Raw genomic sequence first — 17514 nt, forward strand, 5'->3', positions numbered from 1 at the left:
ATATGGCGATCAAAGGCGTGCTCAGGTTTGGTCATTGCAGCTTTTCCTCATTGGAACCACCGCGCATTGCGAACTCAATCAGTGTAACTAATGTTTCTCGCCGAGTTCTTAAACAGGGCGCCTCAAGCAAAGCCTGCTTATCTTCCGGGTCGAAGTCCAAAAGCATCGAAAGGGAATTGACCAGCAGTTCGTCATCTGCGTCTTTCATTGTCTCCCAGTCCGTCGATAATTGTCTGGACGAATAAAAACGCTCCAACAAAGACAAGAATGCCGTCCGGTCGAATCCATCGTCTGTTTCTGACTTCCCAAGATCACGATCAAAGCCGCGCCAGGAAACAGCACAACGACGGTACGGCGTAAAACTGTCCAACTCTGAAGAAACTCGAAACCGCGAGATGCCTGTGAGGGTAATTAAATATCGTCCGTCTTCAGTCTCAGAAAACTGCGTCACACGTCCGGCACAACCGATTTGATGAAGTTTGGTTTCGTCACCTTGGCAGGTGTTCGGCTGCACCATTCCAATCAGACGTTCCTTTGTTTTCAAAGCGTCGTCCAGCATCTGCAGATAACGCGGTTCGAAAATATGCAAAGGCAATCTGGCCCGCGGCAGCAGGAGTGCCCCGGGCAGTGGAAAAATGGAAACGGTATCCGGCAAATCGGCGGGATGCATCATAACCCGAGTCTAGCTCTGAATGGCGTTTAGGCAAATATCAACGAACTGAGTTTGCGGCGGCCGTTCAACACGATCGGGTCATTGGGTTTGAGTGCGTCAAATATGGTGAATAGCTGAGATTTGGCAGCACCATCATTCCATTCACGATCGCGCCGAAACAGTTCCAACAATTGTGCGACCGCTTCTTCGACTTCACCACTTGCATGTAGCGCCTGGGCTAAGTCGAATCGGGCCTGATGGTTATCCGGGTCTGCTTCTACCACAGCGGTGAGTTCACCAACCGGTCCGGCGTCAGCGGCTTGTTTGGCGAGTTCCAGTTGCGCATGCGCGGCCTCGATTTCCGGTGAATTCGAGATTTCTGCTGGCGCGCCATTCAAGATGGCCTCGGCCTGTTCTAGGTCACCAAGCGCGATATGCGCGCGGACCAATCCGCCATATGCCCCGGAATGGTTTGGGTCTTCACCCAAAATTGCTGCAAATGTTTGAGCCGCGTCGACCGCTGCACCGTCCGTCAGCATCTCTTCTGCAGCCTGAACCGCCTCGTCTAACTGTCCGCCAGGGCTTTCGCCACCTGCGGCCTCGATAACGCGGTCTACAAACGCCTTGATCTCTGACCCTGGCACGGCACCTTGAAAGCCGTCAACCGGCTGACCCTTGTAGAAAGCATAAACCGTTGGGATGGATTGAACACGCATTTGCGAGGCAATCATCTGAGCCTCATCAACATTGATCTTGACCATTTTCACCGCACCTTTGGCGGCAATTACGGCCTCTTCAAGCAGCGGACCCAGCGTTTTGCAGGGACCGCACCAAGGCGCCCAGAAATCGACAATTACCGGAGCTTCCTGCGAAGCTTCGACCACATCGGCCATAAAGGTGGCCTCAGTTCCGTCCTTAATCAGGTCGGTTGCTGCGGTACTGTCCGCGCCGTTCAGAAGATCCATGGCAATCACTCTTTGGATTCGATTTGGGCCTTATATGCAACCGCCAGACCCGGAAACCAAGGGCAGAATTGCAGGATTATTGATCGTCTAAAGGTCAAACGTTGCAAAAACCGGTGCATGGTCGCTGGGCTTGTCCCATCCACGCGCGTCCCGAAGCACGCGGCTGGAGTGACCCGAATTAGAGATGTCAGGCGTGGCCCAGATGTGGTCAAGCCGTCGTCCCTTGTCCGCCGCATCCCAATCACGCGCTCGGTAGGACCACCAACTGAACAATTGTCCCTCGGGGATGTCCTGCCGGGTTATATCGACCCATCCGCCCGCATCCTGGGTCTCAGCCAGATATTCCACCTCGATTGGTGTATGCGAAACGACCTTCAGCAGTTGTTTGTGTGACCAAACATCATCTTCACGCGGAGCAATATTAAGATCGCCGACAAGTATGGATTTTTCCGGCTTTTCCGCGTGGAACCAATCGCGCATGTCGGTCAGGTAATCCAGCTTCTGGCCAAATTTCTCATTGACTTCCCGATCCGGGACGTCACCGCCAGCTGGAACGTAAAAATTATGTATCGTTACGCCATTCTCTAATTTACCAGCGATATGGCGCGCATGGCCAAGACCAGCGAAATCCTTGTCGCCCACCTCTTCCATCGGAATCCGCGACAGGATAGCAACGCCGTTGTATCCCTTTTGTCCACGGGCAATCATGTGGGTATAACCTAGCGCAGCAAATCCTTCCGTAGGAATCTTTTCCACCGGAGATTTACATTCTTGCAAACACAGAACATCTGGCGTTTCTTCTTGCAACAATTTCAAAGCGATAGGCTCGCGCAGCCGCACGGAGTTAATGTTCCAGGTAGCAAGTGTGAAAGGCATTAGGGGGATTCCTCTGTCGCAGTTAGCACAGACTAACGCGGTAGATTATCAGGTGCTATCGGAAAAGCTCTTCTATGAAGGGTGCCCAGTGGATTGGGGCGCATCATCACAAATTTCATACCAACAGGGTTTTTCCGAAACGAATTCGTGAAACTGAACTGTCAAACTGATGTCGCTGTCCAGCGCGTTGGCAGCTATGGGAAAACTGTCTTCGCTTGACAGAATTTCACCCAAGGAAGATCCGCAAATTGTACAGAAACATCTCCCATACTTGTAAGGTGCGCCCGGTTGATATGTCGCAACCTTGTCTTTTCCGGCAACCCAGTTCAAATCCTCTTTTTTGACAAAAACAATTGTACTGGCCCCGGCTTTTCGGCAACGAGAACAATGGCATGTACCCATTACAGAAGGTTCGGTCTTCAACTTGAACTTAACGGCTCCGCAACAACAGCTTCCATCAATCATTTCAAGAACTCCAATTTTAATCTTGAGGAACATTACAAGAACATTCAGCAAGGCACAATAGCTCTCGATGGTCTGCGGAAGGTTCAGATTAGTGCGGTGAAAAAAAGAGCCGGGCCAAACGGCCCGGCAGTCCAACAGGGAGGTGCATGTCATAACCCGGACATGCGCGGGTTGGGAAAAACCCACTTTTGCATCAAGAGTATCACTTTGATCCGAACCAATCCAGCACGAGTCAAGAAACCAAACGATATCCGCCAGATTCTGTGACTAAAAGGCGAGCATTGGATGGATCAGGCTCAATTTTCTGGCGCAACCGGTAAATATGGGTTTCCAGCGTATGTGTGGTTACGCCCGCATTGTATCCCCATACTTCGTGCAACAATACATCGCGGGCAACAACGCCATCAGTCGATCTATAGAGGAACTTCAAAATATTCGTCTCTTTTTCGGTGAGACGAATCTTGCGTTCATCCTCGGTTATCAACATCTTCATGGCAGGCTTGAACGTGTACGGGCCCAAAACAAAGACTGCATCCTCTGATTGTTCATGTTGACGCAGCTGAGCGCGGATCCGGGCCAACAAAACGGGGAACTTGAAGGGTTTACTCACATAATCATTCGCACCAGCATCCAAGCCCAGAATCGTATCGGCATCGCTGTCATGACCAGTCAGCATCAGGACAGGGCTTTTGACACCCTGTTTACGCAACAGGCGACACAGCTCACGTCCATCCGTATCCGGCAACCCAACGTCCAGAATGATCAGGTCATAAATTGCCTCACGCGCACGCTCCATTGCGGATTGGCCATCAGAAGCTTCGAAAACATCGAAGTCCTCGGTCATAACCAATTGCTCACTTAGTGCTTCGCGCAAGTCCTCGTCGTCATCTACAAGCAGGATTTTCTTGAGCTGAGCCATCGCCGGTCCTCCTAAACCTTTTCCATCACTTGCGTTCAAAAGTTACAATCAACAAGATTTGCTGCAATCGACTCACGCCCTCGTGTCTGATGCGGAGGAAATGTTTCACATTTCGTCAGGATGGGAGTAGGAGAAGGGCGAAAAGTTATAGGGTAACATAAATGAGCCTCATTCCTGATATCACGGAGCTTTTGGCCCGCGCGCGAGCTGATTTACGCATGGGTCTGCCCGTGGTTATGATCGATGATGGCGGGGCTAGCGTTTTGGCTATGGCATGCGAAACAATGACACCTCAGCGTCTGGCCGATCTGCGCGGGATAGATGCAAACCCGGCAATTGCCGTAACTGTTCGTCGGGCCGAAACGCTCAAGGCCCGTGCTTATGATGGCGATCTCGCCCGTGTTGTGATCCCGGCAGACGCCGATCACAGCTGGGTTAAGTCTGTCGCCGATCCTTCGTCGGACCTAAGTGCGCCGATGAAGGGTCCGCTGATGACCGAGCGCAATGGCAATGCCAACCTGCACCGAATCGCTATCGCATTGACGAAATCCGCCCGACTATTGCCGGCAGCCGTTGTTGTCCCAATCGACAAAGGCCGAGAGTTCGCCACTGCGCATGGCCTGACATGCATAGACCACACGCGCGCCGCGCCTCATTTGGCGGATCGCAGCACTTTGCACGAAGTGGTTGCTGCACGCCTCCCAATGGAGGTTTCCGAGGCCGGGCGGCTGCATGTATTTCGCCCTGAAGATGGGGGCGAGGAGCATTATGCCATCGAAATCGGGCGCCCTGACCGCGACAAACCAGTGTTGGCCCGATTGCATTCGGCGTGTTTCACCGGAGATTTGATGGGCAGCCTCAAATGTGACTGCGGCCCACAACTGCGAGGGGCGCTGGCGCAGATGGGAGCCGAGGGTGCGGGCGTGCTTCTCTATTTAAATCAAGAAGGGCGCGGAATTGGTCTAGCCAATAAGATGCGTGCGTATTTCCTGCAAGATCAGGGGTTTGATACCGTCGAGGCCAACCACCGCTTGGGCTTTGAGGATGACGAGCGCGATTTTCGCGTGGGTTCTGACATTCTTAAGTCGCTGGGATTTGGTTCAGTGCGGCTACTGACGAATAACCCAGCAAAGATTGCAATGATGGAACGCACTGGAATAGCTGTAACGGAACGCGTTCCGCTGAAAGTCGGTGAAACAGCGCATAACCGGGGGTACTTGGCGACCAAAGCTGCCAAGTCGGGCCACTTGTTGTGACTCCCGGAGATTTAGTTCTAACCCCGAAGGGCGTTCGTTTTCTTGGTCGCGTTTTTCCCTGCGCAATCGGCAAGGGCGGCCTGAGCCGCGACAAGCGAGAAGGCGACGGAGCGACACCTGTCGGAGAACACTGCATTGTAGGTATGTTTTACCGTCCTGACCGCATGGTGCGCCCTGCCCGTTGGGCCCGGGCCCTTGGACCCAATGACCTTTGGTCGGACGATCAAACCGATGAGGCTTATAACCACTTGGTTCGCTCTCCGTATAATTGCAGCCACGAAAAGTTGCGGCGCGCTGATCCCTTGTACGATCTCGTGCTGGTGACCGATTGGAATTGGCCAAATGCCATACCGGGTCGTGGGTCCGCTATTTTCTTGCACCAATGGCGGCGACCACGTTACCCGACCGAGGGCTGTGTAGCCTTCCGCCGGGATCACTTACGTTGGATTGCACAGCAGATCGTTCCGGGCACCCGGTTGATTATCCCTGCGATTTGACCCGTTCCCCAAAAATGGCCGATCCGACACGAACGTGGGTCGCGCCCAGTGCAACGGCCGTCTCAAAGTCGCCGCTCATACCCATTGACAGACCTTCCAGCCCATTCCGGTCGGCGATCTTAGCCAACAGGGCGAAATGCAGCGACGGTTCCTCATCAACGGGCGGAATGCACATCAATCCCAGTACAGGCAGCTCCAGATCTCGGCATTCTGCAATGAAGCTGTCCGCCCCGCTTGGCAAAACACCTGCCTTTTGCTCTTCTTCTCCAGTATTCACCTGAATGAACAGGTCTGGGCATGCTCCAATTTCTTGCGTCAGCCGGGCCAAGGTTTTTGCCAGCTTTGGGCGGTCTACGGAATGTATGGCGTTACACAGTTCCATCGCCTGCCGTGCCTTGTTTGTCTGAAGCGGTCCGATCAAGTGCAGATCGATGCCGGAATAGCGTTCTTTTAACGCAGGCCACTTTCCAGCGGCCTCCTGCACACGGTTTTCGCCAAAACAGCGATGCCCTTGTTGCAGAACTGCCTCAACCCGTTCATTCGGTTGCACCTTGGACACAGCAATCAGCTTGACCGAGCCCTGGGGTCGTCCAGCAGCGGTTTCAGCGTTCGCAATGCGGGTTTTGATGTCTTGCAGGGACATGGGGCCTCTCATCCAGCTTTCGCCGCAGAAAAACACCATGTTGCACAAAAAGAAAAGGGCAGGCCCGAAGACCTGCCCTTAAACATGTGATTCAGACCAACTTAGAAGTTGAACTGAGCACCAAAGTCAGCACGGACCTGGCCGTCATCATCACGCTCCTGGTGGCCGATACCGCCACGCAGCGACGCGCCGCCGCCCAGGTCGTAGATAGCGCCGATACCATACTGTTGGTTATCGTTGTCTGCGTTACCGTCACCGTATGCTGCGGTGATGGTTGTTGCAGCGCCAACGTTCCACGCCAGCGACAGACCCCATGCAGTACCGTTCAGGTCGTCGTCATCAACATCGTCGTCTGCAACAAACAGGGTACCACCGAAGTCACCCCATTCACCGCCCAGAGTCAGAACCAACAGGCTTTCATCATCTATACCGGCGCCTTCATCAGTCTGACCATAGGCCAGCGCTGCGGTGATGTTGTTGAAGGTGTAGGTGGCGCTGATGTCCCAGCGATCACGATCGTCGAAACCATCGGTGTCATAGGATGCACCGAATGCGAAATCGCCAACTGCATACTGGAAGAACACAGCGTTTGCGCCTGCTCCGGTCGACGAATAGCCAAGGAAGCCATAGTCAACACCAGAGTACTGACCAATGAACGATTCCAGGCCAGGCTCGTTACCATAGTAGTTCGCCAAGTTGTCGAACGCACCCGCAACGTTACCCGCGTCAACACGCAGACCGCCGTAGATTACCGAGAAGCGTGGTCCGTTCAGGACAGCTGATCCCGCTTCGCCGTTCGAAGCATCTTCGTCAGCCTGCATACGAACACGAGCTTCAAAGCGTACGCCACCGTCTGTTTCTGTGATACCGTCGATGTTCAGACGGAAGCGCGATACCAGGATGGTGTCGTCTACGTTGTCATCAGTCGAACGGTCTTCCAAATAGCCAATACCGAAGCGGCCATAACCGCCCAGTTTCACTTCTGCGGCTTCCGCTGCAACAGCGGTGATCGCCATTGTAGCTGCCGTTGCGAAGAGAACTTTTTTCATCTTGTTTCCCTCGGTTTCAAAGTTTTTCTACTCGACACATGGCACACATGCGTCTCAGCACGGACACCGTGTCGCTCTTTTTGCCCCCTAAGTGCAAGCTTGGCATAGGCGAATAACCGTCATTCTACCCAAATTGGTGCAAGGATGCCACAGTCTGTTTTGCCCCCGGTTTCTGGCCAGACGCGCAGAATTCGAAAGAATTGGCTTGTTGCAGGCAGGGACCTTGGCTAGGAGTATGCCCCAGCACATGCCTTACACGTGATAACAGGACCCGCTTACCATGCGCCTGCCAAGGATTTTGTCTTTGATTTTGCTGACCGCTGCCATATCGGCATGCGGGCAGAATCAAAGCACTTCGACGGCCAACCCCAATCTTGTGGGTGGAACCACGGATGAGCGCGAACTGAACGACCCTGATCGTTCCACGATCTGGGACTTGTTCGACCGGGGAAGCGCCGAACAAACAACCAACGTCAATCGCTATCTCTGGGCCGCATCGCTCGACGTCCTTAGTTTTCTGCCGGTGCAAGAGGTAGATCCTTTTACTGGTGTCATAATAACAGGTTACGGCAGACCGCCCGGCGGAGGCCGATCCTATCGCGCCACCGTCCACATCAGCGATCCTGCTCTGGCCGCGCGCTCATTGTCGTTGGCTTTACAGTCCAGCGGCGGTGCTCCGGTCAGTGCCTCAACCACCCGTGCAGTCGAAGATGCGATTCTATCGCGCGCCCGACAGCTGCGCATTGAAGACAACAAGTTCTAGCAACCCGCCGAAAATCACAATATTACCACGCCGGGTTCCTACCCGGCGTTTTCATTCACGAAGGACCGCACCATGTCGCGCTATTCGGCAAACGAAATCGAAGCTAAGTGGCAAAAAGCCTGGGACAGTGCCGGGATTTTTTATGCCAACCACAAGGCGGACGGGCCGAAATACTATGTGCTCGAGATGTTCCCTTACCCATCAGGCCGCATCCATATGGGACATGTGCGCAACTATACGATGGGCGACGTTATTGCGCGGCATAAACTGGCGACCGGTCACAACGTTTTGCACCCAATGGGCTGGGATGCATTTGGAATGCCTGCCGAAAACGCAGCGATGGCGATAGGAGGGCACCCCAAAGATTGGACCTATGGCAATATCGCCGACATGCGCGCGCAGATGAAACCGTTGGGCTTGTCCATCGACTGGTCTCGTGAGTTTGCAACCTGCGACCCGGAATACTATGGCCAGCAGCAGGCGCTGTTTCTTGATATGCTCGAAGCTGGGCTGGTCTATCGGAAAAACGCAGTCGTGAACTGGGACCCGGTCGACATGACCGTGCTCGCCAACGAACAGGTTGAGAACGGTCGTGGTTGGCGATCGGGCGCTTTGGTTGAGCGACGCGAACTGACGCAGTGGTTCTTCAAGATCTCAGATTATTCCGAGGAATTGCTGGATGCCCTCGATACGCTGGACAGCTGGCCTGCCAAAGTCCGCCTGATGCAAGAAAACTGGATTGGCAAATCACGGGGTCTGCAATTTTCATTTGAACGAACAGACGAAGGTGAGCCGATTACTGTCTATACGACGCGGCCCGACACCCTGCTTGGCGCATCATTCGTCGGAATCTCTCCTGACCATCCGATTGCAAAACAGCTGGAGGCTAAAGACCCGAAAATAGCTGATTTCGTTGCAGAATGCCGCAAGGGTGGAACAACTGAAGAAGCAATCGAGACCGCTGAAAAGCTGGGCTATGACACAGGCATAAAGGTCAAGCACCCGCTGGATCCCAGCTGGGAACTGCCTGTATGGATCGCAAACTTTATCCTTATGGATTACGGCACTGGTGCAATTTTTGCATGCCCAGCTCACGATCAACGCGACCTGGATTTCTGCCGCAAATATGGCCTTCCGGTAATCGATACCTTTTTCGCACTGGACGATGATACATCTGTTGACAAGATTGCTTTCGTTCCTCCGAAAACAGAGAAAGTCCGCTGGGTGAACCACTTCGCCGGTCTCACCGAGGCAACGGGTGAAGAAGCAATCAACGCCACCGTTGATTTCGCCGAAAAAGCAGGTTGGGGCGAAGGGGTTACAAAATATCGCCTGCGCGACTGGGGGCTGTCTCGTCAGCGGTATTGGGGTTGCCCGATCCCAGTTGTGCACTGCGATTCCTGCGGTGTAGTTCCCGAAAAGAAAGAAAACTTGCCGATCCGTTTGCCTGACGACGTTACTTTCGACAAGCCTGGCAACCCGCTGGACCGCCACCCGACTTGGCGTGATTGCGAGTGCCCGTCTTGTGGTGGTCCAGCCAAACGCGAAACCGATACGATGGACACCTTCGTCGATTCGTCATGGTACTTCGCGCGGTTCACTGCGCCACATGCCAACACCCCCACCGATCTGGCCGAGGCCGAGTACTGGATGAATGTCGACCAGTATATCGGCGGTATCGAACATGCGATTCTGCACCTGCTTTACTCAAGGTTCTTTGCTCGGGCGATGCAGATCACCGGCCACCTGCCGAAGAAGGCAATTGAACCTTTCGATGCGCTGTTTACTCAGGGGATGGTCACACACGAAATTTACCAGACGCGAGACGAAAAGGACCGCCCAGTCTATCACCTGCCCGAGGATGTCGAGGATGGCAAACTCAAGACAACGGGCGAAGCGGTCGAGATCATACCTTCGGCTAAAATGTCGAAATCAAAGAAAAACGTAGTTGACCCAGTCAGTATCATATCAGCCTTTGGCGCCGACACCGCGCGCTGGTTCGTACTGTCCGATTCGCCGCCCGAGCGCGACGTAGAATGGACTGCGGCAGGGGCTGAGGCCGCGTTCAAGCACCTCAGCCGTGTGCATCGCATCGCGTCCGAGATCTCGGAGTCAAATGTCCCGGCCAATTCGGATGACGAAACTCTACTGCGCGAAATGCATAAAGCGATCCATGATGTTACCGGCGGCGTCGAGTCCTTTGGCTTCAATGCTTCAATCGCCAAGCTTTATGCCTTTACCAATACTTTGTCCAAATCCAAAGCGGGCACTGCGGCAAAACGCGAAGCCGCCAAAACTCTGGCCCAGTTGATGTCGCCAATGACCCCGCACTTGTCCGAGGAGTTGTGGCAAATGCTGGGTGGTGAGGGTTTGGTCGCTACAGCGCCCTGGCCGAAAGCGGATGAGGCGATGCTTATCGACGATACGATCACCCTGCCGATTCAAATCAACGGCAAACGCCGCGCGGAAATCAGCGTGGCGAAAGACCTGGACAAGGTCGAGGTTGAAAAACTTGCGCTCAGCACCGAAGCTGTTCAAAGGGCGCTGGATGGCGCCGTTCCGAAGAAAGTCATTGTCGTACCTGGCCGGATCGTAAATGTCGTCGTTTGATCGCAGAAGCTTTTTGCTTATACCGCTTGCGCTGACCGCTTGCGGCTTTCAGCCTGTTTATGCACCAGGTGGTACTGGCGCGACTCTAAACGGCAGGGTCGCTGTCTCAGCTCCGAGCGACGTGAAAAGTTTTTTGCTTGTCCAGAACCTTGAGCAGAAACTCGGCCGCAGCGCGACCTCCGGCAGCGAATACAAGCTAGCTGTAAGCGTGTCCACAACCACACGTGCCGCGTCTATCTCAACCTCGAACGAGACCAACCGTTACACAATTGATGGCCGGGCAAATTACTCTCTGACTTCTGAAGAATCCGGCCAAGTAGTGGCATCTGGTCAGGTGATTGATTTCGTTGCCTATTCAGCTGCCGGATCGACTGTTTCCACGTTGGCAGATGAGCGTGATGCAACCGAACGGCTGATGGAGATTCTGTCGGATCATATCGTAACTCGCCTGTACACCAGTCCGGATATCACCGCATGAAGCTTAGCCCGCGTGAGGCCGACGGCTATTTCACCAAACCGGACGTGGATAAGCTGGGTTTGTTGATATATGGGGCCGATGCAATGCGGGTTGCCCTGAAACGTCAGCAGGTGCTGGCGGCACTACTAGGACCGGGTGCCGAAGAGGAAATGCGTTTGACCCGGATGCCTGCTGCAGAACTGCGTGGTGACCCAGCTATGTTGCTCGATGCAGTCAAAGCTGTTGGCTTTTTTCCAGGTGTTCGCGCTGTTTTTGTAGAGGACGCAACTGATACCGCAGCCGCCGCAATTCTCGCAGCGCTAGAAGATTGGTCTGCAGGGGACGCGCAGATTGTTGTCACTGCCGGACAGCTCAAGCCCAGTTCGAAAATCCGCAAAGCGTTCGAAGCACACCCGGAAACCTATGCCATCGGTATATATGACGACCCGCCGTCCCGCGCAGAGGTCGAGAGGGTGTTGATGCAGGCTGGTTTGCAGAACATCCCACGCGATTCGATGTCGGTGCTGTCCGAACTTGCCGCCGCACTCAGCCCGGGAGATTTCGCCCAAACCATTGAAAAATTGTCGCTTTATAAACGGGGTGATGATGGCAGTCTTTCCATCGAAGACATCGAAGCATGTTCCCCAAGCTCCACAGAGGCGGCACTTGATGACGTACTAAACGTTGTTGCCGAAGGCAGGGCAGCAGAGATTGGGCCTCTTATCAGAAAATTGCAGGCACAGGGTACAAACGGAGTGACGCTATGCATCGGCGCGACTCGGCATTTCAGGACGCTTTACGCTTGCGTATCCCACCCCGGAGGCGCTGCGCAGGGTATCAGCAAATTGCGTCCTCCTGTTTACGGAAAGCGGCGTGATCGCATTTTACGTCAGGCGCTGGGTTGGGGAGCGCCCAGGTTGCAAACGGCTTTGACTGTGTTGACGGACACGGACTTGTCGCTGCGATCGGCAGATCAGACTGCACCTGCCATGGCGCTGGTCGAGCGCGCTATGATCCGTCTGGCGATGCTGGCCCGTTCGAGTTAATTCCGGTCGGTCTGGTTCAACCAATCGGCAGCAGCGCGCCCTGCCCAGCGTCCGGTCGCCAAGCACCCGGTCAGCAGATAACCTCCTGTCGGGGCCTCCCAATCCAACATTTCGCCTGCGCAAAAAACCCCTGGCTGGCCCCTAAGCATTAGGTCGTCGTTAACTGCGTCCCGACTCACCCCTCCTGCTGTCGAGATCGCCTCGTCCATTGGGCGAAGGGCAGTGTAATGAATTTGCAGTTTTTTTAGACTTTCAACAAGACGATCAGGCTGCCGTGCATCCGCTTTTGTCATTTCATAGAACAGGGCGATTTTTTGAGCAGGCAACCGCAGTTTGGATTTTAACAAATGCGTCAGTGTCGCCTTGGACCTGCTGGCCGAAATACGTGCTTGGATAGCGTTAGGATCGAAATCGGGAAGAAGATCGACGCGCAACGGCGCCCCTTTTCGTAAGGCTGGCGTAAGCGGATACAGGCCGCCACCCTCAAGGCCTTTGTTGGAAAGTATTGCTTCACCCCGGCTTTGCAGTTCGCCTGCCGACCAGAGTACAGATTTCAACGCTGTGCCAAAATGCGGATGCATGTGGTGGCTCCAATCAACCGACAAGGCCGAATTAGATGGGGTAAACGGGTTGAGCGAGACATCTTTTCCGGCAAGCAGGCTGGTCCATTTTCCATCGGATCCCAGCCGCGACCAACTTGCCCCTCCTAGGGCTAGAACCGTTGCGTCGGCGTTTAGGTAAAGAACCCCTTTAGGTGTTTCGAAAATCAAATTCTCACCGTCCCAACCCGTCCAACGGCAACGCGTTCTAATCTGAACGCCGGCTGCGTCCAATCGGGACAGCCAGCTGCGAAGCAAGGGAGAGGCCTTCATAACCTTGGGAAAGACGCGCCCGGTCGAACCTGTGAACAGGTCTTGTCCCAACTATTTCGCCCAATTCTGCACGGCCAGGGCGTCCATCTCGGAAATTACAGGCCATAGCCATGCCGCAGAATCTCCGTAGGCTTCCATTAGTTTCTCAAATGGCTCGTCCTTGGTCAGGTTCAGCCCAGACTTACCGGCCATAAGAAACTTACGGCCCACAGACGGCATTGCCTCGGCTACCAGAACATTGTGACCGGCAAGACTAAGTTGCTCGGCTGCCATCAATCCAGCAGGGCCCGCCCCGATCACCACTGTTTGCGCCATTGTAACCCTCTTGCCATCTGTTCGGATCAGCGCAATTTTTCCATCATGAATGACAGCGATCCGATCTGCCCGCTTTGCGACCGCCCAATACCAGACGGAGGCGGAAGCCTGCACCATCTGATCCCAAAACTCAAAGGTGGCAAGGGCGGGCCCACAGTTCTGTTACATGTGATCTGCCACAAAGAGATTCACGCCACATTGACCGAAGGTGAACTGGCACGCGACTTCAGCTCGGTCGAAACATTGCGTGCCCATCCACGTTTGGCGAAATTCTTGAATTGGGTTCGCAAACGCCCACCTGGGTTCCGATCAAAAGTACCTGGAAAACGACGGGGGCGTTGATCAACCTGGCAAAACTGGGTCACCAAACGCATCTTTGGTCGGTTGCATCAACCCAGCGACTTCAATGCCCAAATAATCTGGCACATTTGAAAACTGAACACCCGGTATGTGCTGAAACTCGATTGTTGTATACGGACGTTTCCACAACCACTCGCGGTTTTTTACTGACCAGATATCGGGTTCAGGCGGGTTGTCAGATGAGAAGGCATAGAAATGCAGGTCAAACCCATAAGGTTCCACGTCTTGAATTGACAACAAACGCATTCCCATTTCCCGGCAAAATGCATCCTCAGCACCAATATCCCCGGTGCGTAGAGTTACCTGACCAATACACGCCTTTTCAAAAGGCGCAGAGGGATCAGCCGCCACCTGCAGTCGATTGTCCTTGAAATCATGCTGCAACAGCTCAATCGAAAACCCTTCTGGGTCGCTCAAATGGCACATGTAACCAATGTCCAGAAACTGATGTGGCGATCCAACTTGAAAGCCCTGATCACGTAATTGAGCCTGCGCCAAGTCCACGTCCGGCACCGTTATCCCAATCTTCCAGTATCTTTGACCCCTATCATGATTATATCCACCACCGCCGGGTATCAGTAATAAATCAGCGTCTTGGCCGGTATAGCCGACTCGCCGATTGGCGCCCTCGGCCTTGACGGTCATGCCCAATGCATTCTGGTAGAACTCCGCCAGTTTCACCGGGTCGGCCACCCGCAGGCACAATGCTGCAATCCTCATTGGCACAACCTGGCAATTCCCGAAGCGACAATGGGGTCAGCCACTAACCTGTCGGCCACTAGGTCACGAGCAGTTGGCAAAAGGTTTTCGGGGTCGACAACCCGATCTACCAAACCGAATTCATATGCCTCGACCGCCGTTATTTTTTGTCCGGCCATCAATATCAACTTAGTCCGAGCCGGTCCGATCAGGGCAGCCATGCGCTTCGGGTCCGAAGGCTGGGGCAGAAAACCCAACTTCATCACCGGATAGAAGATTTTGGCTGCAGGCACTGCTATCCTTAAATCGCAGGCTAAAACCATGCCGTTTGCCCCGCCGGCAAGAGTTCCGTTCAATGCTGCAACTGTCAGGCAAGGCAAGTCTGCAATGGTTCCGGACAGGCGTTCCCACAAATCTGATGTCGTAAGTCCTGCCCGCGCCTCTTCAATGTCCGCGCCCGCGCTAAAGACGCGGCCTGCTCCTGTCAGGATAAGGGCACGAGCTTCTTGTGCAGCTTCGGCAATGCGCAACAATTCTTCGAGCATTGAGCCCGTCAGCGCATTCGCTTTTCCGGGGTTATTCAGCGTAACGGTCCAAAGCCCGTCGTCTTGTTGCAAGTCAATCACGTCAAACCAACCCGCTTGCGAATTTCCTCCTCCCGAAGAGAGATTTCCGTTCCAAGAAATTCATCTGCGTCCGTGGAACACATCCATAGCAATGCACGCGCCGGCCAATCCGCCGGAATGTGTACATCCCAGTCTAACTGGCTGACCGGGTTGATCCCACTTGCCTTGATTATGCGCTGCATGTCCGTAGCAACAGTACCCGGCGATAAGCCCATAGCACGGATGCCGTGCTGCGACTCTTCAAGATGAAGGCATTCCGTCAACATCTTTGCCCCAGCTTTCGATGCGCAATAGTGGCTCCATGCTTCCACCGGGTTCGAAGCAGCTCCTGATGATATAGTCAGTACTGTACCCCCACCGGCAGCTCGCATAAGCGGCAAAACTGCGCGCATTCCGTAAAAGATACCCTTTAAGTTGATATCAATGGCCTGTCCCCACGCCGCGACATCTGCGTTAGACAAATGGAATATGGGGTCGATGACACCTGCATTTCCAACCAGAACGTCAAGACGCCCGAATCGGTCCACGCAATCTGCAACGGCTTGTTCCACCTGCGAAAAGTCACTGACATCGCAAGACAGAGCTATGGTATTGTCACCCAAAGCCGAGGCCAAAGCATCAATCTGATCGTGACTGCGCGCAACAAGCGCCACGTTGGCTCCGGCTGCAGCAAAAACGCGTCCAGCTTCTGCTCCGATCCCTCGGCTAGCACCGGTAATAAGTACGGTTTTCCCTTGCATTTGCATCGTCTAATCCCAATCCTTTGAAATTGCATAAAGTCCTACCGCGCAAATGGGGAAAGGGTCCACCCCTTGCCCCTTGACGATCCCCATTACAGGCACGACCATGCAGCAAATTTAAAAAATGAAGGACCCCCTATGTCTGTTTTTCTTCGCCGCAGTTGCGGCGCCGCTTTGGCTTATGCCATTACGACCCAAAGCGCATTCGCTGATTTAACCGCTAATGATGTCTGGTCCGACTGGCAGGCTTATTTGGGCGGAATGGGCTACACCGTGACAGGTGATCAAAGCGTTTCCGGTAATGTCACAACCATCACAGATTTCATCATCAGCTTGGCTGTTCCCGAGTCTTCCGATTCGGTGCAAATGACCATTCCCGAAGTGACATTAACCGAAAATGGTGATGGCACCGTTCAAATCGTTTACCCAGAGAGCTTTCCCGTTACAATCTCTGGTGGTGGCGAAGGCGATAGTTTTTCGGGTGATTTGCTTTACACGAACAAGGACCTGAACATAGTCGTTTCTGGCTCGCCCGATGACATGGCTTACAACTATTCTGCCGCCAGTATGGGATTTGTTGTGAATGCCTTGGACCTCGAGGGAGAAGATATTCCTGAGGACTCAGTCGATGCAAGCCTTGAGATCACTGACGTATCGGGCAATGCCCGCATGCAGATCGGCGAAAATCGTGACATTGTACAAAGCATTACTGCTGCCGGCTTGGCTTACAAACTTGTCGTACAAGACCCGGAAACCGGCCACGATATCAACATAAACGGCAGGTTAGAGCAGTTGGCATTTGACGGAACGACGATAATTCCAGCAATATTCGACGCTGCGGACATCAAAGCCATTTACGAGGCCGGCTTTGCGGTAAATGGAGCGTTTTCGTACACCTCCGGAAGTACGGATATTGAAGGTGTCTCCGAAGATGAGACCTTCTCTATGAGCAGCTCTTCGAAAGGCGGTCGCTTTTCCGGCAGTATAGACGCCAAGCGTCTTGCTTATGAAGTGTCGCAAACAGGCACGAAACTCGCGATGACCATGTCGGAATTGCCTGTGCCCGTCGAAATCAATGCCGCCAACACAGCGATGGTAATCGAAGTACCTGTTTTGGCAACGGAAGAAGTTCAACCTTTCGCTTTTAGTCTGAACTTGAATGATTTTACAATGTCGGACGTTCTTTGGGGCATGTTTGATCCTACCGGCGCTCTACCACGGGACCCGGCGACCATCGCCTTAAATACCTTGGGTACTGCTAAGATTTTGATCGACTTCATGGACCCGGAAGTCAGCGAACAGATTGAATCAGGACAGCTAGAGCCTGCAGAACTGCATTCGCTGAAAATCAAAGAGCTTTTGATCTCAATGGTGGGCGCAAATCTCACCGGGGATGGGGATTTTACCTTCGATAACACCAATACCCAGGAATTCGGTGGGATGCCTGCGCCGACAGGAGAGTTGAACCTGCAACTAGTGGGCGCCAACGCTTTGATCGATAAGCTTATCGCGATGGGCTTTGTGTCCGAGAGCGATGCAATGGGCGCCCGAATGATGATGGGACTCATGGCTGTTCCAGGTGAGGAACCGGATACGCTGAACTCAAAGATCGAATTCACCGAAAACGGTCAAATCTTGGCTAACGGTCAGCGTATCAAGTGATTTTCGGCTTTGGAAGGACTGAAAACACAGCCCTTCGTGACA

Annotated in this window: 18 protein-coding genes and 1 pseudogene; 8 read left to right on the forward strand and 11 right to left on the reverse strand. The window is 53.7% G+C overall.

Translation table 11 applies throughout. The features are described 5' to 3' along the window. Positions 1 to 31: 31 nt before the first annotated feature. From AC2FNE_RS10090 to AC2FNE_RS10110, 5 genes are all read right to left on the reverse strand, one after another. Complete coding sequence (locus tag AC2FNE_RS10090) at positions 32 to 673, reverse strand: LON peptidase substrate-binding domain-containing protein (RefSeq protein ID WP_496805304.1); 642 nt, start codon at positions 671 to 673, stop codon at positions 32 to 34. Positions 674 to 699: 26 nt separating this feature from the next. Further along, positions 700 to 1617 carry a thioredoxin gene (gene trxA / locus AC2FNE_RS10095; protein WP_496805305.1) on the reverse strand — a complete coding sequence of 306 codons (918 nt, stop codon included), beginning with the start codon at positions 1615 to 1617 and terminating at the stop codon, positions 700 to 702. An 87-nt stretch (positions 1618 to 1704) separates the two neighbouring features. Then, positions 1705 to 2493, reverse strand: coding sequence for an exodeoxyribonuclease III (locus tag AC2FNE_RS10100; RefSeq protein ID WP_496805306.1), 789 nt, complete (start codon positions 2491 to 2493; stop codon positions 1705 to 1707). Between the two features lie 72 nt (positions 2494 to 2565). After that, positions 2566 to 3111, reverse strand: coding sequence for a GFA family protein (locus AC2FNE_RS10105; RefSeq protein WP_367648127.1), 546 nt, complete (start codon positions 3109 to 3111; stop codon positions 2566 to 2568). Positions 3112 to 3190: 79 nt separating this feature from the next. Then, positions 3191 to 3877: a response regulator transcription factor gene (locus AC2FNE_RS10110; protein ID WP_496805307.1), complete on the reverse strand. Its 687-nt coding sequence runs from the start codon at positions 3875 to 3877 to the stop codon at positions 3191 to 3193. Positions 3878 to 4038: 161 nt separating this feature from the next. On the opposite strand from AC2FNE_RS10110, the gene ribA reads away from it, so the two are divergent. Both ribA and AC2FNE_RS10120 read left to right on the forward strand, forming a co-directional pair. After that, positions 4039 to 5133 carry a GTP cyclohydrolase II gene (ribA, locus tag AC2FNE_RS10115; protein ID WP_496805308.1) on the forward strand — a complete coding sequence of 365 codons (1095 nt, stop codon included), beginning with the start codon at positions 4039 to 4041 and terminating at the stop codon, positions 5131 to 5133. Next, positions 5130 to 5630 carry a L,D-transpeptidase family protein gene (locus AC2FNE_RS10120; protein ID WP_170603230.1) on the forward strand — a complete coding sequence of 167 codons (501 nt, stop codon included), beginning with the start codon at positions 5130 to 5132 and terminating at the stop codon, positions 5628 to 5630. The genes ribA and AC2FNE_RS10120 overlap by 4 nt, the downstream gene beginning before the upstream one ends. Here the strand turns inward: AC2FNE_RS10120 and AC2FNE_RS10125 are convergent. Next, entirely contained in the window at positions 5614 to 6273 is a 660-nt protein-coding gene (locus tag AC2FNE_RS10125; RefSeq protein ID WP_170479237.1) for a YggS family pyridoxal phosphate-dependent enzyme, read from the reverse strand. The two genes, AC2FNE_RS10120 and AC2FNE_RS10125, sit on opposite strands and share 17 nt — an antisense overlap. Positions 6274 to 6374: 101 nt before the next feature. Continuing rightward, positions 6375 to 7322: a porin gene (locus AC2FNE_RS10130; RefSeq protein WP_170603228.1), complete on the reverse strand. Its 948-nt coding sequence runs from the start codon at positions 7320 to 7322 to the stop codon at positions 6375 to 6377. A gap of 280 nt (positions 7323 to 7602) precedes the next feature. On the opposite strand from AC2FNE_RS10130, the gene AC2FNE_RS10135 reads away from it, so the two are divergent. From AC2FNE_RS10135 to holA, 4 genes are all read left to right on the forward strand, one after another. Continuing rightward, on the forward strand, positions 7603 to 8085 hold the full coding sequence (locus AC2FNE_RS10135) for a DUF3576 domain-containing protein (RefSeq protein WP_170479240.1): 483 nt from the start codon (positions 7603 to 7605) through the stop codon (positions 8083 to 8085). A 72-nt stretch (positions 8086 to 8157) separates the two neighbouring features. Further along, positions 8158 to 10695, forward strand: coding sequence for a leucine--tRNA ligase (leuS, locus tag AC2FNE_RS10140; RefSeq protein WP_170603224.1), 2538 nt, complete (start codon positions 8158 to 8160; stop codon positions 10693 to 10695). Beyond that, on the forward strand, positions 10682 to 11173 hold the full coding sequence (gene lptE / locus AC2FNE_RS10145) for an LPS assembly lipoprotein LptE (protein ID WP_496805309.1): 492 nt from the start codon (positions 10682 to 10684) through the stop codon (positions 11171 to 11173). The genes leuS and lptE overlap by 14 nt, the downstream gene beginning before the upstream one ends. Then, positions 11170 to 12198, forward strand: a complete 1029-nt coding sequence (holA, locus tag AC2FNE_RS10150) for a DNA polymerase III subunit delta (RefSeq protein WP_496805310.1) — start codon at positions 11170 to 11172, stop codon at positions 12196 to 12198. The genes lptE and holA overlap by 4 nt, the downstream gene beginning before the upstream one ends. Here the strand turns inward: holA and AC2FNE_RS10155 are convergent. Continuing rightward, positions 12195 to 13502, reverse strand: a pseudogene (locus AC2FNE_RS10155) (TIGR03862 family flavoprotein). The gene holA and the pseudogene AC2FNE_RS10155 sit on opposite strands and share 4 nt — an antisense overlap. Here AC2FNE_RS10155 and AC2FNE_RS10160 point away from each other — a divergent pair. Continuing rightward, positions 13431 to 13727 carry an HNH endonuclease gene (locus tag AC2FNE_RS10160; RefSeq protein ID WP_170479252.1) on the forward strand — a complete coding sequence of 99 codons (297 nt, stop codon included), beginning with the start codon at positions 13431 to 13433 and terminating at the stop codon, positions 13725 to 13727. The pseudogene AC2FNE_RS10155 and the gene AC2FNE_RS10160 sit on opposite strands and share 72 nt — an antisense overlap. Here the strand turns inward: AC2FNE_RS10160 and AC2FNE_RS10165 are convergent, their stop codons facing one another. Genes AC2FNE_RS10165 through AC2FNE_RS10175 form a run of 3 tightly spaced genes read right to left on the reverse strand, consistent with a single transcriptional unit; the run spans position 13728 to position 15816 of the window. Next, entirely contained in the window at positions 13728 to 14465 is a 738-nt protein-coding gene (locus tag AC2FNE_RS10165; RefSeq protein WP_170479253.1) for a VOC family protein, read from the reverse strand. After that, on the reverse strand, positions 14462 to 15070 hold the full coding sequence (locus AC2FNE_RS10170) for an enoyl-CoA hydratase/isomerase family protein (RefSeq protein WP_170479256.1): 609 nt from the start codon (positions 15068 to 15070) through the stop codon (positions 14462 to 14464). The genes AC2FNE_RS10165 and AC2FNE_RS10170 overlap by 4 nt, the downstream gene beginning before the upstream one ends. Continuing rightward, the gene (locus AC2FNE_RS10175) at positions 15067 to 15816 is read right to left on the reverse strand and encodes an SDR family oxidoreductase (protein ID WP_170603214.1); all 750 of its coding nucleotides are present in this window, start codon (positions 15814 to 15816) and stop codon (positions 15067 to 15069) included. The genes AC2FNE_RS10170 and AC2FNE_RS10175 overlap by 4 nt, the downstream gene beginning before the upstream one ends. 132 nt (positions 15817 to 15948) lie before the next feature. Between AC2FNE_RS10175 and AC2FNE_RS10180 the strand changes: the two genes are divergently transcribed. Beyond that, positions 15949 to 17472: a DUF2125 domain-containing protein gene (locus tag AC2FNE_RS10180; protein WP_496773311.1), complete on the forward strand. Its 1524-nt coding sequence runs from the start codon at positions 15949 to 15951 to the stop codon at positions 17470 to 17472. Positions 17473 to 17514: the final 42 nt, after the last annotated feature.

The sequence above is a fragment of the Ruegeria sp. YKSD179 genome (genome assembly GCF_059612885.1).